Here is a 21,739-nt window from a genome sequence, read left to right on the forward strand (position 1 = left end):
AAAATGTTACCGATAACTCTAAATTAACAGCCAAAGAGGTTGCTGTCAACGCTTTCTTTTTGTATGATAAGTCCTATGATATGTCGAAAGGATAGTCATTATGGTAACGATCTATGATATTGCGGAGAAAGCCAATGTCTCGGCGATGACCGTGTCGAGAGTTATCAATAACTCCGGCAGAATTAGCGAAAAAACACGGGCGAAGGTACGGAAAGTGATGGAGGAAATGAACTACGTGCCGAATCAAACGGCGAGAAGTCTCGTGCTGCAGCAAACGAAGCTGCTGTTCCTTCTCATTACGGATATTACGAACCCGTTTTATACGACGCTCGCAAGAGGCGCGGAAGATGCCGCCAAGAAACAAGGCTACCGTCTGCTGTTCGGCAACAGCGACGAGAGCCTGGAAAAGGAAGCCGACTACGTGACGACGATATTGACGACGCGGGTCGACGGCGTGCTGCTCGCGCCGGCCGGCGATCCGTCACTCCCCCATCTGGAGTTGCTGCGCCGCCACGATGTGCCCTTCGTCCTGCTTGACCGCGAGGTGCCCGGCATCGACTGCGACATTGTACTCGGCGACAGCAAGGAAGGCGCCAGGCAACTCGTCTCCCATCTGGCGGAGGCCGGACATGAACGAATTGCCATGGTAAACGGTTCCTCCTCCATCTCCAGTGCGAGACTGCGCCTGCAAGGCTACAAGGAGGGACTGAAGCTAAGCGAGCTGCCTTTCCGAGAGGACCATATATTCGAGACGAGCTTCGGCTCGCTAAACGATCTATCCGAGATGGAAGCATGGCTGGCGGGCCTCAACCCTCCTCCAACCGCGATTCTTACGGGCAACAACGTGCTTGCCGTAGAGGTCATGCGGCTGCTGCATGGGCAAGGACTCCGCGTCCCCGAGGATATGTCCATCGTCTGCTTCGACGATCTCGTTCCCTACGCCGATGTGGAACCGTTTCTCACCGTCGCGGCGCAGCAAGCCTACCAGTTCGGCTATATGGGCATGAGCATGCTCATCGAACGTATTCAGGACAAGGAGACCGCCCAGCCGTGGAAAAAAATCGTCCTCCCCGCGGAGCTGCTCGTCCGTCGATCCGTCAAGCCGCTGCGCTCGGGATAGTAGTTTTGTGTCACAGCGACTTCCGGAATTCTGTAGGCGACACCCCTCGCCACTTTCGGAATTGCTTCGTGAAAAACAGAGGGTCGTTAAAGCCGACCGAAGCCGCCACCTGGGCGATCGTCAAATCTCCAGCGAGCAGCTTCTCGGCTTTTTTCATGCGGATTTTATTTAAATATTGCATGGGAGACAGCCCTGTCGTTTCTTTGAACAGCTTCGTCAAATGGGCGCGGTGGTAGCCCAGCTTCCTCGCGATTTCCCCAATCGAAATATGCTGGCCGTATTGGTAGGACAGCATCCGAATCGCTTGATCGATCTGCTGCTGTCTGCCAGGTATCGCGTCCTCCGGCAGCGGTCGATTCATGGGGCGCCCTCCCTCACTTGGCTGATGCGACATGATCCTCGGCTCGCCGTCGCCGCCGTCTATGCCTGTGACGCCGTTTTCGGGCGCATTCCCTGCAAGCGCGGCGACCCCCATTTCGTGAAGCACCAGCCTCAAACAGCCGGACGCCGCCATGCTGCCCAGCTCGGGCGTCGCTCCGTTGTCCAGACTGTCCCGGATACTGCCGAACAATTCTCGCATCTTAATGGGAGACAACCCCCGGAGTGCCGCCCGTTCAGGCGTAATGCCAATACGCCCCAACGCCTTCTCGGTCTGATCACCCGAGAAACCGATCCACATATACGTCCACGGAGTCTCCTTGCTCGCTTCGTATTTGACCAAAATGTCGGGGAAAATCAGAAACGCGTCCCCCTTCTTCAGCCGATACTTTTGCCCCAAAGTCTCGAACGTCCCTTCTCCCGCTGTCACAACATGAACGAGAAAATAATCGTGGACCGCAGGCCCGATGTAATGGCCGCCAACGACGTCGGCTTCGCCGCAGAACATCACGACGAAGTCCCCCCGATCCGTCGCGGCGTTTATAGACAAGCTGTATCGGTAGTGTTCCACTCTGCATGCCTCCCTTCGCGTTTCTCCTGTCGTTACTCCTATCGTTATCATACACAACAATACGACATTACTCCATATATTGATCTCTTCTTTCCATATGCAACGGCAGCTTGCCGACCTATACTGTAAGTGATTACTTCGGTTGTGCGCGCTGCATACCACACTTCAAACCTATACGTTCGAGGAGGCTTATTTCTTATGTCCAAGATTACATTTATCGGTGCGGGAAGCACAGTATTTGCAAAAAATATTTTAGGCGACGTGATGCATACGCCGGCGCTTCAGGGCTTCGAGATTGCCTTGTACGACATCGATGCCGACCGTCTACGCGATTCCGAAACGATGCTGCAAAACATTAAGTTAACCAGCGGCAGCGCTTGCGAGATCAAAGCTTACTCCGATCGCAAGGAAGCGCTGCGCGGCGCCAAATACATCGTTAACGCGATTCAGGTTGGCGGATACGATCCATGTACGATTACCGACTTCGAAATTCCTAAAAAATACGGCCTGCGTCAGACGATTGCCGATACGGTCGGCATCGGCGGCATTTTCCGCAACTTGCGCACGATTCCCGTAATGCTCGACTTCGCCAAGGATATTAACGAAGTATGTCCGGACGCGCTGTTCCTGAATTACACGAATCCGATGGCGGTATTGACGAACGTCATGAACACGCACGGCGGCGTTAACACGGTCGGTCTCTGCCATAGCGTGCAAGTATGCGTACCGCATCTGTTCAAACATCTTGGCATGGAGACGGAAGGCGTGAAGTGGCACATCGCGGGAATCAATCATATGGCTTGGCTGCTGGAAGTAAGCAAAAACGGCGTCGATCTGTATCCCGAGATCAAACGCAGAGCCGCAGAGAAACAAAAGGAAAAACACGACGATATGGTCCGCTTCGAGATGATGCTGAAATTCGGCTATTACATCACGGAGTCGTCCGAGCATAACGCGGAATACCACCCGTACTTCATCAAACGCAATTATCCCGAGCTGATCGAACGCTTCAACATTCCGCTGGACGAGTATCCACGCCGCTGCGTGAATCAAATTCAGAACTGGGCGGATATGCGCGATAAACTCGTTAACGACAAAGGACTCGAGCATTGCCGAAGCCACGAATACGCATCCTACATCCTGGAGGCGATCGAGACCGACGTTCCGTTCCGCATCGGCGGCAATGTCATGAACACGGGGCTCATCACGAATCTGCCTAAGGAAGCCTGCGTCGAGGTGCCGTGTCTGGTCGACCGCAACGGCGTTACGCCAACTTACGTAGGCGATCTGCCGCCGCAGTTGGCCGCTCTTAACCGCACTAACATCAATACGCAGCTGTTGACGATCGAAGCGGCTGTCACCGGAAAGCGCGACCACATCTACCATGCGGCGATGCTGGATCCACATACGTCCGCCGAGCTGTCGATGGACGACATCGTTTCCCTCTGCGACGAGCTTATCGAAGCTCACGGCAGCTGGCTGCCGAAGTACGTATAATATTACGGAAAACCATTGTTGTTTTTGCTGCCTCCCGTCTTTCGGGAGGCCTTTTTATTTGGGCATCCAGTCAAAGTTGATCCTGTATGTAATAGAGAATAAGCCGCAAAGTCAGGTTGTAAAACCCGTCTCTGCGGCTTATGGAAATGGACTAACCGATAAGTTATATCCTTTTTTTGAAAAGCAGGCTTGAAATCAAGGTTCCGCGTAGACGCCCCACCCCGCTCCGCCCGGAAGCGGACAACGCTTGACCTTCAGCTTTGCGGCCACGCGCACGTAACACCCGCAAGCGACGCAAGTCGAACCGCCGGACAGCTTGGGACATGCTTGGCATACGGCAAGCCTGCTCTCGTACACATCGTCCGGAACGGCATGGAGAGTCGAGCTGAACATCGGCGCCGACAAGATACGGTCGATATCGGCTTCCGTGACGCGATAAGCGGGATCGCAGCCTCTGCAGCCCCCGGAATCGGGCTGCCCGGACTGCCGGCGAGCAACCTGGCGATCTTTCGCGGTCATCAATGAACCGCTCCTACGATTGAAGCTGCAGTACCGTTACGGACATCGGCGACAGCTTCACGCGGAGCGTCGTCCCTTCCAGGGAAAAGCCGTTGAACGGCGCCGGCTTCACGACTTCCGGCTGCTCGAACGTATTGTGGGCATCCATGGCGCTTGCCGTCAATTCCGTGCCGCTGACCTGCGGAGCGGCTTCCGACAAACCGCGTAGATCGATGCTCAGCTCGGCTCCGCTGTGTGGATCGACATTGCACAAGCTAATGTGAATACGGCCCTCCGAGTCTCTCGACGCGCTGGCGGACAGCTTGGCGATGGAGTCGCCGCCATGCGAATACGTTTCGTCCGACGACAGCTTCAGCTCCAGACGTTCGGCGTCGTGATGCACCTTGTACATATCGAATACATGGTACGTCGGCGTCAAGATCATGGCTTCCCCTTCCGTAAGAATGACGGATTGCAGCACGTTGACGACCTGAGCGATGTTCGCCATGCGGACACGATCATTATGTTCATGGAAGATGTGGAAGTTGAGTCCGGCGACGATCGCGTCGCGGATTGAGTTTTGCTGATACAGAAAACCCGGATTCGTGCCCGGCTCTACGTTGTACCAAGTGCCCCATTCGTCGATAACAAGTCCTACCCGCTTATCCGGGTCGTAACGATCCATGATCGCGGAGTGGCGAGTAATGAGCTCATCCATCCGCAGCGTCTTCTTGAGCGTCACGAACCAATCCGCCTCCGTAAAGCCCGTCGCCGCGCCTTTGTCCGCCCAGACGCCCGGCACCGTGTAGTAATGAAGGGAGATGGAGTCCAGATGGCGATGCGCTTCGCGCATGAGCACGTCTGTCCATTCATAATTATCGTCGTTGGGACCGCACGCAATTCTGTGTATCTTGTTGTCCCCATAGTTGCGCACGTAAGTCTGATAACGCTTGTATACGTCCGCGTAATATTGCGGACGCATATTGCCGCCGCAGCCCCAATTCTCATTGCCGACGCCGAAGTAGGTCAGCTTCCACGGCTTCTCACGGCCGTTCTTCGCACGCAGCTCCGCCATTGGCGATACGCCTTCGAATGTCATGTACTCCACCCACTCGGACATCTCCTGCACCGTGCCGCTGCCTACGTTGCCGCAGATGATGGGCTCGCATTCCAGCAGCTCGCACAACAACATGAACTCATGCGTGCCGAAGTGGTTGTTCTCCACCACGCCGCCCCAATGCGTGTTGATCATCCGCTTGCGCTCCTCGCGAGGGCCGATGCCGTCCTTCCAGTGGTATTCGTCCGCGAAGCAGCCGCCAGGCCAGCGCAACGAAGGGATCTTAATGCCTTTGAGCGCTTCCAGCACGTCGTTCCGAATGCCGCTCGTATTTGGAATCGGAGAATCCTCGCCCACCCAAATGCCCTCATAGATACATCTGCCCAGATGCTCGGAGAAGTGGGCGTAGAGATTGCGGTCGATCTTGCCTAACGTTTGGTCGGCTTGAATCGTCAATACGTTTTGGTTCGTCATCGCTATGACCTCGCTATTCTAATGGGAGTAGGTTGCTCTAAATGAATTAACATTTATATAAATTCAATTATCGTATTTATTAATCCTACTCATAGAATACGCTTGCAGAGCTATTTTAGCAATCCTTTTTTACTTAACCAGCTTAGATAATGCTTGATTTGCGAATCCCAATGCCCCCAAGAATGATCGCCAGGTCCTTCGGAGTAGTCCAATTCATAGGCGGATTCCCGGCAAGCATCCCGGAAGCTCAAGTTTTCCTCATAAAGAAAATCCTCAGTTCCGCACCATTGGTATAGCGGCGGCAATGCCGCATCTGCCTTGGCTCCCCGCTTTAATAGCTCCAAAAGGTCATTGTCCGTTCCTTCCACGGGATCATCTCCGAAAATAAGGCCGAAGGAGCGGCGACGGTTCTCGTCATCCTTGGATTTTTGGATGAAGGCTGCTAAATCTACCGCCCCCGAGAAGCTGCCGGCTGCCGCGAATCGTTCCGGATGGCTCAGCGCCCACTTGAACGCTCCGTAACCTCCCATGGACAGGCCCGCGACGAAATTATCCTCGGGCTTATCCGAAAGCGGAAACATCGATCTCGCAAGGAACGGAAGCTCTTCCGTCAGGAACGTCCAGTAATCGCCCCCATGCACCATGTTCGCGTAATAGCTGCGATGGACGTTTGGCATGACGACGGCAATTCCATGCTCGTCCGCGTATCGTTCGACGGAAGTACGGCGCGTCCAGATCGTGTCGTCGTCAGAGAAGCCGTGGAGCAAAAACAGCGTTTTGTATTTCCGCGATTCCGGGTTCATTCCGTTAGCTCTGGAGGGCTGCGGCAGCAACACCGTCATGGACGTACTAAGTCCCAGCGATTCGGCAATAAAGTGACACTTCAACAAAGCCATTCGATTATCTTCTCCCTTGACTCATAGTATCTTTACGACTAATATGCTAGCAGAAATCCCGATGTTGCGAAACCTGGAATTGAAGCGCTCTCAGCGCTTATTCCTCCCGCTTGCTTTCATGAGATTTTTTTCATGCAATTCTCATAAAGCCAAAAAAAGCGCTCTGCAAGAACCTTTCCAGCTCTCATTTGGCAAAAAGGCCCTGTTTCAATTATGATATATTGATTTTATGAAAAACGACCTGGAGGGATACACTGACAACATGAGAAACGGAAACCTGCTCAAGCACATCGTCAAAATCGGAACCTGCGGCGCAATTATTTGGTCGGCCGTAACGTTCGGAGCCGGCACAGACTCGGCTCATGCAGCAACTCCTACATCGATAGCCTTAATCGACAGCAGCAAAGATTACATAGGCACGCCATACCTTTATGGCGCAGCCGCGGGCTCGACCTCCGCATTCGACTGCTCCTCGTTTACCCAATACATGTTAGGATCCATCGGAGTCTGGCTGCCCCGCACATCAACGGCTCAAGCCTACATGGGCGAAAAGGTTGGGAAAGGATTTCTGAGCATGGGCGATCTCGTGTTCTTCAGCACAAATGGAGGCAAATCCATCAGCCATGTCGGCATCTATGCAGGATCCGGCAAGTTCATCCATAGCTCCAGCAGCAAAGGCGTTACCGTAACCGACATGAACTCCAGCTACTGGAAAAACAAATACGTAACTGCACGCCGGGTTTTGTAAGCGGGATTTCAGAATATGCACTTTTGAAAAAGCTGTTCCCCTGATGAACGAATTCGTTCTTCGGGAGAACAGCTTTTGTGGTCCCATTCTTCATCGATCAGGTCAGGTCTTCACCTTAATCCACTCTTCGCTTCTTCCTTCGGCGTACAAGCTCCGCCAAGACTTTCCGATTACGCCTTGCAGACCCAACTCCCGGACTTGGCTGTGCAGCGATTCGCTTGTACCTCTTGCAAACACCATCCGCTTAAAGCAGGCATTATCCTCAAGCACGGCAAACAGCATACGCTTCCGCTTATATAGAGGAAACACACGCAAATCGATGCCGTTAAAATAAAGAATATCGAATACAAAAAACCGGAGCGGCATCATCGATTGCGCTTCGCGAATACGCAGATCGCCCTTTAAACGATAACGATGCTGGAGCACTTCGAAGTCCGTCTTTCCGGACTCCGGGTGCACATAGGCGAGCTGCCCGTCGAAGACGACGTCTGCCGGTTTGCGCAACGGGACGTTATGTAATTCCGGATATTGCCTCGTCACGTCATACCCGTGCCGGCTCAGCAGCTTGACTACGCCTCCGCTCATTGCCAACTGGAGACGTTGACCATGAATCAACGGCTCGAACAGAAATCGCTCGTCATCAAAAGGTCCGTCCCCTTCGGTGGAGAGCATAGGTTTCATAAACATAGGATGAGTCACCTCGTCTCCATTTTATCATGCATCTATCCATCGAATCCTCGGTAAATTTAGGCTCAATTGACGAATAATTCGTGTAGATGCAACGCATAATATCGGTAGAAAAGGAGGTTGACCAAAGATGTCCAACAACAGAAGCAGCAACAATCTTTTAGTACCCCAGGCTCGCGCCGCCCTGGAGCAGATGAAATATGAAATCGCAGGCGAATTGGGAATCCAGCTTCCGCAAGACGGCTATTACGGCAACATGACCTCTCGGGACATGGGCTCCATTGGCGGTTACATTACACGTCGCCTGGTTCAGATGGCTCAGCAGCAGCTGGCAGGCCGCCAATAACCGAAAACGCATGGTCAGAGAGCGCAGCGGCGCTCTCTTTTTGCATTTCGCTTCCATTCGGTTGAGAAAATCGGTAAAATGGGATAGAGTTGTCCTTTGTACATAAATGATGAACGTATTTCATGAAAAGAAAGGAATATCCCAATATGATCATTCAACCAAAAACTCGCGGCTTCATATGCACAACGGCTCATCCGGAGGGCTGCGCCAAGCAAGTTCAGCGGCAAATCGATTACGTGAAAGGCCAGCCTGCTCTGACGGGCCCACGCAATGTGCTCGTAATCGGCGCTTCCACGGGTTATGGTCTTGCATCCCGCATCGTCTCCGCCTTCGGCGCAGGCGCGAATACGGTCGGCGTTTACTTCGACAAAGCCGCCGAAGGAGCGCGTACCGCCTCCGCGGGCTGGTATAACTCCGCCGCGTTTGAGCAAGCTGCCGCCGCTGCCGGCACGAAGTCCTACAGCATCGTCGGCGACGCATTTTCCGACGAGATTAAAGCCAAAACGATCGACCTGATTCGTACGGAGCTTGGCAAGATCGACCTGATCGTGTACAGCGTCGCCTCCCCGCGGCGCACGCATCCCAAGACAGGCGAAACCTTCTCTTCGGTTATCAAGCCGCTTGGCGAAACTTACAGCAACAAAACCGTCAACTTCCATAATGGCGACGTTTCGATCGCAACGATCGAGCCCGCAACGGATGACGAGCTGCGTCAGACTATTGCAGTCATGGGTGGCGAGGACTGGCAAATGTGGATCGACGAACTCAGTGCCGCCGGCGTTCTAGAGAACGATGTCACGACGGTTGCTTATTCCTATATCGGACCCGAGATTACGCATGCCGTCTACCGCGAAGGAACGATCGGCGCGGCAAAAAATGATCTCGAGACTACGGCTCAGCGGTTGAACAGCCAGCTGTCGGCAACTGGCGGACGGGCGTTCGTATCCGTGAACAAGGCGCTCGTAACGCAATCTAGCTCCGCGATTCCGGTCGTGCCGCTGTATATCTCCGCTCTGTACAAAGTCATGAAAGAGAAAGGCCTGCATGAGGGCTGCATCGAGCAGATGTATCGTCTGTTCTCCGAGCGGCTGTACGCCTCTAACGGAGTTGCAGTAGACGAAAAAGGCCTCATCCGCGTCGATGACTGGGAGATGAAGCCGGAGATTCAAGCGGAGGTCGCTCAGCTATGGGCTGATCTGACTACCGAGAATGTCTACGAGCTGTCCGATTTGGAAGGATACCGCCGCGAGTTCTTCCAATTGTTCGGCTTCGAGACGGACGGCATTGATTACGAAGCGGATGTCAATCAGGACGTAAACATCCCGAATTTGCGTTAAGTTTTACTATATTACAACAAAACGCTGAGCGTCGGCCGCGGCCGTGCTCAGCGTTTTTGACCACATAAAAATTTTTAAGTTTCCGAGCTTATCGGACATTTGAAATCTAATCTTTGAAGCGGAGGGCAATATGCCGAATATTAAAATTTTCGCCGGATCATCCAACCCCAGGCTAGCAGAAGCCGTGTGCAAGCAGCTTGAGCTGCCGCTCGGCCGTTCCAACATCTCCCGCGCGCAAAGCGGCGAAATTCATGTTTCTTACGAAGAGTCGATTCGCAACTTCGATATCTTTATCGTGCAGTCGCTCTCTCATCCCGTCAACGAGAATCTCGTCGAGCTGCTTGTTATGATCGATGCGGCCAAACGAGCTTCGGCCAAGTCCGTTAACATCGTCATGCCGTATTACGGCTATGCGCGTCAAGAGAGGAAAGCTGCGCCTCGCGAACCGATCTCGGCCAAGATGGTTGCCGACGTTCTGACGACGGCCGGCGCATCCCGGATCATTACTGTCGATCTTCATGCGGATGCTATCCAGGGTTTCTTCAAGATCACGCTCGATCACTTGACCGCGCTCGATTTGATTATCGAATATTTGCGTTCCAAATCCATTCAGAACCCTGTCGTCGTATCGCCCGACGCCGGACGCGCCACGACAGCGGAAAAGCTGGCAGGATTGCTGGACTGCCCGTTCGCGATCATGATCAAAAACCGTCCGGCTCACAACGAGTCCGAAATTACGCATATTATCGGCGAAGTCGAAGGAATGACGCCAATCATCATCGAGGATCTGATCGATACGGGCAGCACCATTATTAACGTCGTCGAGGCGCTTAAGAAACGCGGAGCCGAAGACGCCTTTATTTGCGCGACGCATGGACTATTCTCGGGTGACGCGGTACAAAAGCTAAACCATCCCAACATTCAGGAGGTCGTCATCACAGACACCATCAGTCTCGACCAGGAACATTCCGACAAATTCGTCCTGCTGCCGATGGCTCCGCTGCTCGGAACCGCCATTCGCATCATTACGGAGGGCGGCTCCATCGCGACACTGTTCAAGTCGGAGTAACAATAATCTCCCGGCCTGAGACTAGACGGTCAGGCTTTCCTTCTTTAGATCCAGCCAGTCCATCTCTTCCTTGGTCAAGACGATTCGCGAACCTTCGTCGCAGGACGTCAGCTCCTGCGTCGTCTGCGCGCCGATCAGGGCGCAGGTCGGGAACGGCTGATTTAATACATAAGCCAGGGCAATCTGAATGGCGGTTGCCCCCTTCTGTTCCCCAAGCTTCCTTGCCCGCTCCAATCTCTCCCAGTTGTCGTCGTTATAAAACACCCGCACCAAATCTGCATTGTCACGAATCTCCGGCGTGAACCTTCCCGTAAAGAATCCCCTTGCCTGCGAAGACCACGACAAAAGCGGAAGACCTTCGCGCTCATGCCAAGCGCAGGTTTCTTCGTCTGCCGATACGCAGCCCTTCCAGAACGGCTCATTCGCTTTTGCGAGACTGAGGTTCGGACTGCTAAACGTAAAACCTCTTAATCCACTTTTAGCGGCATATTCATTCGCCTCCTGGATTCGTTGCCAAGTCCAGTTGGATACGCCGATCGCGCCTACTTTGCCTGCCTCGATATGTTCGTTAAGCGCGTCCACGATAACCTGAACCGGTATCTCGGGATCGTCGCGATGCAAGCCGTAGAGATCGATATACCCCGTACGCAGCCTATCCAGACTCACGGAGAGATCATAAGCGATGTCCTTGCGGGTAACGCGCGGTCCGTTCTGATCGTGATGGGCTCCCTTGGTCAAAATGACGATTTTGTCCCGGTTTCCTCTCTCCTCCATATAACGGCCAATTACTTCTTCGCTCTGGCCTCCGCAATAAATATGGGCGGAATCCAGCGAGTTGCCTCCGATGGCAAGGAAAGCGTCCAGATTCGTTGCCGCCTTCTCGTAGGAATCGTGATAGAAATAGTCCGTGCCCTTCATCAATTGAGACACCGGTTTGTCGCAGCCTTTAATTTGAATATATTCCATGGTTGTTGTCCTCCTGATTAGTTAATGGTTACTCTTGCTCTCTCGCGTGCGGATTGCAAGCAAGCATCAATGACCTTCATATTGCGGACTGCGTCAAAAGCATCATACCGAAGCGGTTCTTCTCCTTTGACGGCGCGATACAACGCGTCGGCCTGGGCCGTATAGGCGTTGACATGCTCGACCTCCACCAATCGGCGTTCTCCTCCAGCGTTTACATAGAAGTCGCCGCTGCCTGGCTGCGGCGTAACGTATGCGGAAGGAACTTCAATAATGCCGTCAGTCCCAAGGATCTCAAGCGGGTTGCGGAACGCCGCCCACATGCCGCAGTCGAACGTCAGGGAAACTCCGCCTTCGAATTCCAGCAGACCGGATGCCATCATATCCACATCATCATGCTCCTGCGAGAAGATCGCCTGAACCGTCGCCGCTTCGGGCTCCTTGCCAAGCAACAGCCGTGCCGCGTTGATCGGGTAACAGCCAACGTCGTAGATAGAGCCCCCGCCCCAATCCTTGCGATAACGGACATTGGCGGAATCTTTGGCGTTGTTGAACGTAAACGCGCTGCGAATGCCCCTCAACTCGCCAATCTCTCCGGACGCGATGATTTCCCGGAGCTTGTCGTAACGCGGATTCCAACGATACATAAACGCTTCGGACAGTTGAACGCCGGCTTTGGCGCAAGCCTCTGCCATTTCCTCTGCTTCTTTAGCGGTTAATGCCAGAGGTTTCTCGCAAAGGATATGCTTGCCTGCCTCTGCGGCGCGAATCGTCCACTCTCTGTGCAGATGGTTCGGCAGCGGAATATAAACGACATCGATGGAAGGATCCGCGAGGAGCTCCTCGTAGCTGGAGTAGGCTTGGCCGATTCCATGCTCTTCTGCCGTGCGTGAAGCCTTATCGGCATCCCGGCTGGCAATAGCCGTCACTTCGTTCCATTTGGAGGCTTGCACGCCAGGAATCACTGCGCGTTTGGCAATCCCGGCACAGCCGAGCACGCCCCATTTTAATTTGGTCGCCGTCATATTTGATTGCTCCTTTGTATGTGTGATAATACTATATTGTGATTATATGACTACTCGATTAAAATGAAAATGACAATATATTAAAGTTGTTTAGCACAATTTTGTCTTGAATTAAGCATTCAAAAAGTAAGGAGGTCGGCCTATAAATGCAGCGTCAAAGCCACTTGCTAACGCTTCCCCATAGCCCTTACTTCTGTATGCCCGAATCCGTCGGACATTATGAGGATTATATGGAACATACCGTTCATCGCAAGGCCGGAGCGCAAAATAACTTCAATATCCATTTTGTCGTGTCGGGCAAAGGTTATGTAGAAATAGACGGGGAGCGACATGCGCTAGTCGCAGGCGACGCCGTCTTGTATTTCCCCCTTCAGGAGCAGACCTATTATACCAGTCAAGACGATCTCTGGAGCTGCCGTTGGGTCCACTTCTACGGCGATGGCCTGCTTGGCGATTTCCTCGTCAATCAGGAGCTGCATCTCAGCCAGCTCTGGTCGCTCCGGGGAACCGAGCAGTGGATTGCCTCGCACGAAGAGCTGCTTGCCGAAGCGGAGCAGCACCGGATGTTGCGCCCTCATCGGCTATCGACGCTTACTTATGCGCTAATCGCGTTATTTGCCGAACAAGCCGTGCCGAGAACAACGATCAAGCCCGTCTCTTCCGGCAACCGCATTCTGGAGATTCTGCCGTTGATGCAAAAGGAAGCCGTCCAGCCCTTCGAGCTGGAGCGCTGGTCCTCGCTCGTTGGCGTTACTCCCCATTACTTCTGCAAGCTGTTCCGAGCAGTCATGGAGATGACGCCGATGGACTTCATAACGCGCTGCCGACTGCAAACGGCCAAGCAATGGCTGCTGGAACGCCAATCGGCCTCCATCGGCCAAATCGCGACGGAGGCCGGTTATCCCAGCGCCAGTTATTTCAACAAACGATTTATGGAGCATGAGGGCATGACGCCCACCTCTTATCGCCAGCTCTATAACAATGCGAATAAATAATGGGGCGAGACGGCTAATTGTTCTTGTCTGGCCCCATTATAACTTTGTCGTACACGTTAGATCGGCGACGCCGACTTAAATCTAGGATAGGTCAGCCGCCGTCAGATCCTTAGATCCGGCCTAATCCAACATACGTCAAGCCGGCTTCGCGGACTTTGGTCGGATTCAGCACATTACGTCCATCCATGACGATCGTTCCGCTCATTTTTTGCCGAAGCTGATTCCAATCGGCATCCACGAATTCCTTCCAGCCGGTCGCCACGATGATGGCGTGGGCACCCGTCGCTGCATCGGCAGCGGACTTCGCCCAAACAACGCCCGGCAGAGCAGGCGAAACCAGCGGGTCGTATGCCGTAACGGCGCAGCCTCTCGCAGCCAATCGCTTCATAAGCTCAATCGCTTGCGAATACCGCAAATCGTCGGTATTCTCCTTAAAGGTAGCTCCAAGCACGGCAACTTTGACCTCCGAGTCCAGACGGCCAAGCGACTTCTCCAGCTTGCCGATATAATAGTCCGGCTGAGAAGCATTGACGGCGGCGACTTCCCGCAGCAGCTCCAGGCCAATCTTGCGGGAAGACGCCGCTCCAATCAGCGCGCTGACGTCCTTGGGCAGGCACGAGCCCCCGTACCCGATGCCGGCTTGCAGAAATTTGCCTCCGATCCGCGTATCCTTGCCTATGCCCTCGGCCACCTGCATAATATCTGCGCCGAATACGTCGCAGACGCGCGCCAACTCGTTTACAAAAGAAAGCTTTGTCGCCAGGAACGCATTGGAACCGTATTTGATCAGCTCGGCCTCCGTCTGTCCCGTCCACACCGTCTCCGCTTCGATCCCGTTATAGATGGCCCGCACTTTCTCGGCCGCATCGACGCTCCTGCTGCCGATAACGATACGATCGGGATTGAGCGTATCGTGGATCGCCGTGCCTTCGCGCAGAAATTCCGGATTGGACACGATATCGAAGAGCGTGCCGGGCACGCCAAGTCCCAGGAGGAACTCCTCCGCCCATACGCCTGTACCCGGAGGCACCGTACTTTTCATAATAATGACTTTATGGGTATGAAGCACGGTGCTTACCGCCAGAAGCACGCTTCTTACGTACACGAGATCTGCACTCCCGTCCGCGGCCGAAGGCGTCCCTACTGCAATCATAATCAGCTCATGTTCGTCCATGCTAGCCGCCACGTCGGAGCTGAACGTCAGCCTGCCCTCTTTCCTGTTGCGAACGACCAGTTCGGATAATCCAGGCTCAAAAATCGGGATAACGCCCTGCTCCAAGGCATTAATCTTGGTTTCGTCGCGGTCGACGCACTTGACCTTGTGTCCAAGATCAGATAACACGGCAGCTGTAGTCAAGCCGACATAGCCCGCTCCAATGATACAAATCCTCATGAATACGCATCCTCTCCAGACACCATAGGTACAATATCATGTGCAGAGAGAAAAGGAATGGAAACGGCGTATCACTATCCGCATTTACAATAATTTAACCTAGGACCGGGCTTTCGGCTTCCGTTCGCCTATTCTGAAAGCATCATGACGTGACCGATTCGTTATTTGCCTTCGGCCTAACGGAGGGCTAAAATATAAGAACACACTGACCGAGGTTGTTCAAAAATCAAACAGGAGGAGATGCATATGCGCAAGAGGATCCAATCCGTAAAAGCTATGATAACCGCAGGTTTGATGGCAACAGCCTTGCTGTCAGGCTGCGGCAACTCAGCGCAGTCGGTAAAGCCTTCCGAGTCGCCTCCGGCAACCATTCAGCCGACTCCGGAGAGCTCGCCGTCCGAAAACCCGAGTGCTTCCGCCGAAGGTCCTGCGTCGACTTTAAATCCGAATACGCCGCCTCAGACGGGCGATAAAGCCATTCTGGAACAGATTGCAGCTATGACGCTTGAGCAGAAGGCAGGGCAGTTGGCTATCATCGGTCTGGAAGGCAAATCGATGGACAAGTCGACGGAATCTTTTATCCAGAACTACCATGTCGGAGGGTTCATTCTATTTAAAGACAATATAACAAGCGCGAATCAGACGTTGAAGCTGCTTAATCAGTTAAAGGCTGCCAACGAGGCTGTGCCAGACTCTGTGCCGTTGTGGCTAAGCGTCGATCAAGAGGGCGGCAAGGTCAACAGGCTGCCATCCGAGTTCGACAAGACTCCGACCGCGCGCCAGATCGCAAGCAAACAGAATCCGAAATATACGGAAGCGATCGGTTCCTCGCTTGGACTAAAGATCGGTTCGCTCGGTTTTAATATGGACTTTGCGCCCGTGCTTGATATCAATAGCAATCCCGACAATCCCGTCATCGGAGACCGTTCGTTCGGCAGCGATGCCGAATCCGTCAGTCTCCATGGTTTGGCCATGATGGAGGGCATCACTTCGCAAGGCGTCGCAGCAGTCGCAAAGCACTTCCCCGGACACGGAGACACTTCCGTTGATTCCCATAAGGGGCTGCCCGTCGTGAACAAAAGCTTGAATGAGCTCAAAAACTTCGAGCTGCTTCCTTTCGAAGCGGCTATTAAAAAAGATGTGGATGCGATTATGGTCGGCCATCTGCTGATGAAGAAGCTGGATGCGGAGAATCCCGCGTCGATCTCCCCTGCCGTCATCACCGGCTTGCTGAGGGAGCAGCTTGGCTACGATGGCGTCATCATAACCGACGATATGACGATGAAAGGTTTAACCGGCGGCATTAGCGTGGGTAAAGCTGCGGTAGAGGCGATATTGGCGGGAGGGGACATCTTGCTCGTCTGTCATGAATACAAGCTGCAGCAGGAAGCGTTGGACGCCGTCATTAAGTCCGTAAAGGACGGCGTCATCTCGCAGGAGCGATTGGACGAAAGCGTCTATCGCGTATTAAGCCTGAAAGCGAAATACGAACTGTCGGACGCCGCCATGCCCGCTGTTGACACGTCAGCGATCAATGCCGCTGTGGAGGACTCGCTTAAAGCATTCCAAGCGCAATAGATCATTCCTCAGCCGCCGATCGCTTTTTCGAAGCGGGTAATATCGATGTTTTTGCCAATGACGACCAGCAAATCTCCTTCATAGATATAATCGTCCGCATGCGGCGCTACGACCATCTCATTGTCCTTCCTGCGGATCGCCATAATGTTGCATCCGTACTTTGCTCTTACGTTTAATGTTTTGATCGTTCGCCCGCAGAAGTTATCCGGCGCGATTATTTCGACAAGACTATGCTCAGGCGACAACTCCAGATATTCCACCGTGTTTTTTGAGGTTACCTGATGGGCTACCCGAATCCCTGTGTCCCGTTCGGGATGCACGATCTGATCGGCTCCAAGCCCTTCGAGAACCCGTTGGTGGTAGTCGTTGTTCGCCTTGGCCGTTACATACGGGACGCCCATGTCCTTGAGGATCAACGTCGACAGAATGCTGGCTTGCAAGTCTTCCCCGATCGCCACGATGGCATGGTCCATATTATGGACGCCAAGCTGTCTCATGACCGCCTCGTCCGTCGAATCCGCTTGATACACATGCGCAAGAACAGGAGCGAATTCTTGCACGCGGCGTTCATCCCGATCAATTCCCATCACCTCGTGGCCCAGTGAAACCAACGTCCTGGTGACGCTGCCTCCGAACCTCCCCAGACCGATGACGACAAATTGTTTTTTCATAGTAACGCAGCCTCTTTTCTCTCATTCCTGTAACCCCTACACTCCTAAGCACATCAAAAAACCACAGAGGTTAATTCGCTCTGCGGTCGTGAATCATACGAACACGGCTCGGCGTTTTGATGTGTTTGGTTCATTGCTAATGCTACTCCTTTCGAAACCAAATGTAAAAGCCGAAACGAGCATACCATTATTAGGATTGACCGAAATAATGCCGTTAGAACGTTTACAATGCGTCCAAGATCAGCCAATCGTGAATTATGAAGTCCTGGGGCCGATTTACGCGTTTTCCGGCCTGGGCAAACTACTTTTCGAATTTGCCTACGGACTTGATTGTCACTTTCGTATTGCAGCGAATGTCCATGTTCGGATACACGGCTTTCCAGTCTATTTTTTTCCATTCTTTATAACTTAACGAATTCCGTACATGTTTCCCGATTCCGATACTATCTACGCCTAATTTCTGAAGCTCCTTAACCATGCTTTCAGTCTCATTGTTGATGTGAGCGGCTATAGCCTTCTCCAACCGCTCCTTATCCGATTCCATGTTTAATTGCAAATCGCCTAGATATTCCAGAAGAACTCCATGAATCTTAATACTAATATCGGCACGATACAAACGCTCCCCAGGCAACGTTTTGATTTTCACCTTGCTGTTTCCGGCAAGAGAACTAAACATCGCTTTTTCTCCTTTTCTTTCTTGATCAGCCAAGTCGATATTAATCTCTCCGTATTTGAAGGAACCCTTTAAAAACGCGAATATTAAGGATTGATCGCTATCGATGCGCGAAATATAACGGTCTCCATCGAACAAGGCGATGCCGCTAGCTTCGATATGCGTCCCGTGTTGTTTAATGATTGGCGCAACCGGATCTATACCGTCATCCATATAATCGCGCATAAAGCTATAAAGAGTCGATTCGGGAACCCTGTTGTTCATGACTTCCTTTTCCAGTAAATGATCGATGTATGGACCCGTATTCATATGGGAGGGATACTCCTTTTTCAACATTTCATTTGCCGTTCCTTCGACAACTACGATTTTCAGACGCTGCGAAACAGCAGGATCCCGCATGAATCCGTCCAAATATGGCATAATTCCTCTGGATGCAAGCTGCAAGTTGAATAAAGCCGTGCGCATCTGTCCGCTTGCGAGCGATAATTCCGTCTGCTTGGCTAGACGGAATCTGCCTTCTTTCCCCGTACTGGCCACGGTTTGTAGAATCAACGGATGCTGCCTGCCGCTCTCGGCGCTGACAACGGGCAGCCAGACCGTAACGCTGAGCTGGTCTTTTTTTACTTTGTTGCCAGGCACGGATCCTTCCGCTGATTTGCCTTTGGACAGCCAATCGTACCCTACTGAATAGATAAATCCTTGTTTCTCCAGAATGCGCTGATCCCCGCATCCTGCCAGCACTCCTAATAAGATGACGATCATTACCACTCGAACGAGTCGATTATGCATGCCCCTGCTCCTTTCTTCGCTGAATCAACAAGATGAGAATCAAGAAAACCGGCAAACCGATCGCAATGATAACTTGGCCGTAACCGAGCCACTTCAGCCAAATCTCTACCTTGCTTAACGTATCGGGAAGCCAGGACACCCCATAGATGACGATGAGCAACGCGGCTGCGAGCAGCTTAGATTCCGCTTTGGGAAACATCCGGTTCAGCGCTTCGGTACTCGCCCAGATATACAAAACGATCGTGATTAACACCGTAAAGAAGAAAAAACCAAAAAACAACGTTTCTATGCGCTCCACGAAGGGCAGACGAATATACGATAACATATCCAGCATCGGGAAGCGGAAAGCGGTAAGCTGCCCAAGACTGTAGAAGCCGAATGCCACGAAAGCATACAAGGTATACAAGACGCCGGTCAACAAATTACCCGCATGCACCGCCTTAATAAATCCCTTCTTTGCTTTGACGTAAGGGAAAAGGAGAAGCGTTAACTCGTAGCCCAGGAACGCCGAATAACCGTTTAAACCGCTTCTTATCGTTTCCGTGCCTCCTTTTAGCAAGAACGGCGTCAGTCGTGCAAATTCGAAGTTCGGGCCAAAAAAGAGAAGCAGCAAGCCCATCCAAATTGTTAACACGAAAAACGCCATCGTTGCTTTGGAAATGTTGTAAATCCCTTTAATGAGCAACAAAAAAGTGACAATATCTATAAGGAGCTTAAAAAGCATAGGATGCGTAGTGGGAAACGCCATCGTTTGAAAAATATAAACATAATGTTTCGCTACCATACACCCTAATAACGACCAAACCGCAATTAAAACGAGATAAAGGGGATATGCCCCTACTTTTGTCAATGACCTCTCCAATATTTCAAAAACAGATCTTCCTTGGCTCAGTCTGTAAACTACTGCAATCAAGCCAATATTTAGCGCTGCGATCAGCGTAAACACCGGCACCATCAACCAGCCGTTGTAGCCGAAGACCTCTGCCATAATCCGTGGAAGGCTAAACATGACCACTCCCGTCTGAATCATATACACCATAATCGCGATATGGACAGGATACAACTTTTCTTTCATATGCGGTTCCTCGCTTATTGTTTGATCCTCGTCTTCCGCTTGTTGGGAGTGCGGGACTGTGAAGGCCGTTCTTGTATCCAACTAAAGGGAGCGCGTATGAAGATATCAAGCCAATCCTTAAAGTTGATTGGCGCTACCGGTGTCAAATACGACGATTTTAAGCTAGTCAAGCCGCTCAGGTGGATGAAGATGATGGCAATCGCCATCACGATCCCGAAATTTCCAAGGAGTCCTGCCATTAATAGCAGCCCGAACCGGATTAGCCGGATCGATGCGCTCATCACATAACTTGGAATAACGAAGGAAGCGATCGCAGAGGAGGCTACCGCAATGATTAAAATATTGCTTGTCAGTCCAGCCTGCACTGCCGCTTGCCCGATCACGATACCGCCTACGATGCCGATGGTTTGGCCGATTTTTGTCGGAAGTCTGGCCCCAGCCTCACGAAGCAGTTCTATGGTGATCTCCATAAGCATCGCTTCGTACAAGGGAGGAAAAGGGACGCGGCTCCTGGATTGCGTTATTGTAATGAGCAAGTCCTCGGGAATCATCTCGTAATGGAAGGTCGTAACGGAAACGTACAGCGCTGTAAAAGAGATCGTGATGACAAAGGCGATGAACCGAAGCATTCTGGTCATCGTGCCAATCGCCCAACGTTGATAATAGTCATCCGATGAGGCAAAAAACTCAAAAAAAGACGATGGCGCGGAGAATGCGGACGGACTTCCGTCCATAACGACGACAATCTTTCCGCCTGCCAGTTTGGATGCTATGGCATCCGTTCTTTCCGTTGTCTGAAACAACGGAAATACGGAGTTCGGATGATCATCGATCAGTTGAACCAGCATGTTGCCGTCATGTACGACATCAATCTCGACGAGCTCAATTCGTTTCTTCATTTCCTGCACGTTCTCTGCATTGGCCAGACCGTCTATATATAACAGATAAACATCCGTCTTCGATACCTCGCCCACCTGCAGCTTGAGCGCCTTCAGGCGAGTTGATCTTATCCTGCGACGAATAAGCGACAAATTAATAAGAACGGACTCGACAAAGCCGTCATGAGGTCCATTAATCGAGGTTTCCGTCTCCGATTGCGAGATGCTTCTTGTCTCCGGCAAAGAGACGCTTACGAGATAAGCACTGCCTTTGTGGAACAAACAGACATTACCGTCCAATATCCCTTTCGACGCTGATCTGCAATCCAAAGCGGGCTTGTATTGAGAACGGCTCAACACCTCTTCCATCTCGTCCGGCGCAATGGAGCGGAAAGGTTCGGATATTTCTCTGGCGAACTCTTCGTTGCCTGCCAAATGGCTGAAATACAGCATATCCAATTGAGACTCCGGCCAACTCCAATGAATGAGGTCAGCGCAATCCGCGAATAACTCTTGCATGATCGGAAGCGTTGGATGCCGCTCGAGCAAGGCTTGCTGCTCAATCGAATCGACATCACGAAAAGCATTTTTGTTGTCTTTGCCGGGCCTTAACCATTTGGCGAGCAATGACATAGGATTCCTGCCTCCTTACATGGGTTGTTGCTATAATATTCGCAAAATTTTACAGTCCCATTCAGGAGCGGCCTTCCATGCTTGCTTGAATCACTATCCCCACTACTCAGAAGATTAGTTCCAGAGCTAACGAACGGCGATCCACCTTTGATGAATATCCCCTCCATTCAGGACATGTTCATACGCAATCTTGCCTGTTTAGCGGAGAGGGGGATATCGTTCGGAGGGGTACGTTTGGATGGCTGAAGCTGCTCGGCGGTCTATACTTGATCATCCTTTTAAGGATCACGATCCTCCATAGAGAAACTCGTTACCGTTGCCGGGGCTGTGCATGGCATGGGCCGAAAATCGGCCTCTCTGCACATTTGTGCATTTCTCCCCAATTTCT

Annotated in this window: 20 protein-coding genes; 8 read left to right on the forward strand and 12 right to left on the reverse strand. The window is 52.2% G+C overall.

Annotated features, from left to right (window positions below; genetic code table 11):
* The first annotated feature begins 100 nt into the window (after positions 1–100).
* Positions 101–1,120 (forward strand): LacI family DNA-binding transcriptional regulator, encoded by a 1,020-nt coding sequence (locus B1748_RS07595; protein WP_087567269.1) that lies wholly within the window; start codon positions 101–103, stop codon positions 1,118–1,120.
* 10 nt (positions 1,121–1,130) lie between these two features.
* Here the strand turns inward: B1748_RS07595 and B1748_RS07600 are convergent, their stop codons facing one another.
* Positions 1,131–2,069: an AraC family transcriptional regulator gene (locus B1748_RS07600; protein ID WP_179215448.1), complete on the reverse strand. Its 939-nt coding sequence runs from the start codon at positions 2,067–2,069 to the stop codon at positions 1,131–1,133.
* Positions 2,070–2,267: 198 nt separating this feature from the next.
* Here B1748_RS07600 and melA point away from each other — a divergent pair, with 198 nt between their 5' ends.
* Positions 2,268–3,566 (forward strand): alpha-glucosidase/alpha-galactosidase, encoded by a 1,299-nt coding sequence (melA, locus tag B1748_RS07605; RefSeq protein WP_087567271.1) that lies wholly within the window; start codon positions 2,268–2,270, stop codon positions 3,564–3,566.
* Between the two features lie 195 nt (positions 3,567–3,761).
* Here the strand turns inward: melA and B1748_RS07610 are convergent, their stop codons facing one another.
* From B1748_RS07610 to B1748_RS07620, 3 genes are all read right to left on the reverse strand, one after another.
* Positions 3,762–4,085 carry a DUF6171 family protein gene (locus B1748_RS07610; protein ID WP_087567272.1) on the reverse strand — a complete coding sequence of 108 codons (324 nt, stop codon included), beginning with the start codon at positions 4,083–4,085 and terminating at the stop codon, positions 3,762–3,764.
* A gap of 13 nt (positions 4,086–4,098) precedes the next feature.
* Entirely contained in the window at positions 4,099–5,595 is a 1,497-nt protein-coding gene (locus B1748_RS07615) for an alpha-N-arabinofuranosidase (protein ID WP_087567273.1), read from the reverse strand.
* A gap of 110 nt (positions 5,596–5,705) precedes the next feature.
* A complete protein-coding gene (locus tag B1748_RS07620; protein ID WP_087567274.1) occupies positions 5,706–6,491 on the reverse strand; it encodes an alpha/beta hydrolase in 786 nt (261 codons plus the stop codon).
* Between the two features lie 262 nt (positions 6,492–6,753).
* On the opposite strand from B1748_RS07620, the gene B1748_RS07625 reads away from it, so the two are divergent.
* On the forward strand, positions 6,754–7,239 hold the full coding sequence (locus B1748_RS07625; RefSeq protein ID WP_087567275.1) for a C40 family peptidase: 486 nt from the start codon (positions 6,754–6,756) through the stop codon (positions 7,237–7,239).
* Positions 7,240–7,341: 102 nt separating this feature from the next.
* Here B1748_RS07625 and B1748_RS07630 read toward each other — a convergent pair whose 3' ends face one another.
* Positions 7,342–7,926 carry an ATP-dependent DNA ligase gene (locus B1748_RS07630; RefSeq protein ID WP_087567276.1) on the reverse strand — a complete coding sequence of 195 codons (585 nt, stop codon included), beginning with the start codon at positions 7,924–7,926 and terminating at the stop codon, positions 7,342–7,344.
* Positions 7,927–8,056: 130 nt separating this feature from the next.
* On the opposite strand from B1748_RS07630, the gene B1748_RS07635 reads away from it, so the two are divergent.
* From B1748_RS07635 to B1748_RS07645, 3 genes are all read left to right on the forward strand, one after another.
* Positions 8,057–8,272, forward strand: coding sequence for an alpha/beta-type small acid-soluble spore protein (locus B1748_RS07635; protein WP_087567277.1), 216 nt, complete (start codon positions 8,057–8,059; stop codon positions 8,270–8,272).
* A gap of 146 nt (positions 8,273–8,418) precedes the next feature.
* Positions 8,419–9,609 (forward strand): enoyl-ACP reductase FabV, encoded by a 1,191-nt coding sequence (gene fabV, locus B1748_RS07640; RefSeq protein WP_087567319.1) that lies wholly within the window; start codon positions 8,419–8,421, stop codon positions 9,607–9,609.
* 130 nt (positions 9,610–9,739) lie between these two features.
* Positions 9,740–10,678 carry a ribose-phosphate diphosphokinase gene (locus B1748_RS07645; protein ID WP_087567278.1) on the forward strand — a complete coding sequence of 313 codons (939 nt, stop codon included), beginning with the start codon at positions 9,740–9,742 and terminating at the stop codon, positions 10,676–10,678.
* 21 nt (positions 10,679–10,699) lie between these two features.
* Here B1748_RS07645 and B1748_RS07650 read toward each other — a convergent pair whose 3' ends face one another.
* Together B1748_RS07650 and B1748_RS07655 are read right to left on the reverse strand one after the other, a co-directional pair.
* Positions 10,700–11,644 (reverse strand): aldo/keto reductase, encoded by a 945-nt coding sequence (locus tag B1748_RS07650; protein ID WP_087567279.1) that lies wholly within the window; start codon positions 11,642–11,644, stop codon positions 10,700–10,702.
* A gap of 17 nt (positions 11,645–11,661) precedes the next feature.
* Positions 11,662–12,666: a Gfo/Idh/MocA family protein gene (locus B1748_RS07655; protein ID WP_087567280.1), complete on the reverse strand. Its 1,005-nt coding sequence runs from the start codon at positions 12,664–12,666 to the stop codon at positions 11,662–11,664.
* A gap of 146 nt (positions 12,667–12,812) precedes the next feature.
* Here B1748_RS07655 and B1748_RS07660 point away from each other — a divergent pair, with 146 nt between their 5' ends.
* Positions 12,813–13,661 carry an AraC family transcriptional regulator gene (locus B1748_RS07660; RefSeq protein WP_087567281.1) on the forward strand — a complete coding sequence of 283 codons (849 nt, stop codon included), beginning with the start codon at positions 12,813–12,815 and terminating at the stop codon, positions 13,659–13,661.
* Positions 13,662–13,770: 109 nt separating this feature from the next.
* On the opposite strand, the gene B1748_RS07665 is transcribed toward B1748_RS07660, so the two are convergent.
* Entirely contained in the window at positions 13,771–15,054 is a 1,284-nt protein-coding gene (locus B1748_RS07665) for a UDP-glucose dehydrogenase family protein (RefSeq protein WP_087567282.1), read from the reverse strand.
* Between the two features lie 246 nt (positions 15,055–15,300).
* Here B1748_RS07665 and nagZ point away from each other — a divergent pair, with 246 nt between their 5' ends.
* Positions 15,301–16,632, forward strand: a complete 1,332-nt coding sequence (gene nagZ / locus B1748_RS07670; RefSeq protein ID WP_179215449.1) for a beta-N-acetylhexosaminidase — start codon at positions 15,301–15,303, stop codon at positions 16,630–16,632.
* Between the two features lie 8 nt (positions 16,633–16,640).
* On the opposite strand, the gene B1748_RS07675 is transcribed toward nagZ, so the two are convergent.
* The 4 genes from B1748_RS07675 to B1748_RS07690 form a co-directional block, all read right to left on the reverse strand.
* Positions 16,641–17,303, reverse strand: a complete 663-nt coding sequence (locus B1748_RS07675) for a potassium channel family protein (protein ID WP_087567284.1) — start codon at positions 17,301–17,303, stop codon at positions 16,641–16,643.
* Positions 17,304–17,604: 301 nt separating this feature from the next.
* On the reverse strand, positions 17,605–18,765 hold the full coding sequence (locus B1748_RS07680) for a Ger(x)C family spore germination protein (RefSeq protein WP_087567285.1): 1,161 nt from the start codon (positions 18,763–18,765) through the stop codon (positions 17,605–17,607).
* On the reverse strand, positions 18,758–19,840 hold the full coding sequence (locus B1748_RS07685) for a GerAB/ArcD/ProY family transporter (RefSeq protein ID WP_087567286.1): 1,083 nt from the start codon (positions 19,838–19,840) through the stop codon (positions 18,758–18,760). The genes B1748_RS07680 and B1748_RS07685 overlap by 8 nt, the downstream gene beginning before the upstream one ends.
* Before the next feature lie 14 nt (positions 19,841–19,854).
* Entirely contained in the window at positions 19,855–21,351 is a 1,497-nt protein-coding gene (locus B1748_RS07690) for a spore germination protein (protein WP_087567287.1), read from the reverse strand.
* Positions 21,352–21,739 lie beyond the last annotated feature (388 nt).

It is taken from the genome of Paenibacillus sp. MY03, assembly GCF_002165585.1.
Lineage (GTDB): Bacteria > Bacillota > Bacilli > Paenibacillales > Paenibacillaceae > Pristimantibacillus > Pristimantibacillus agaridevorans.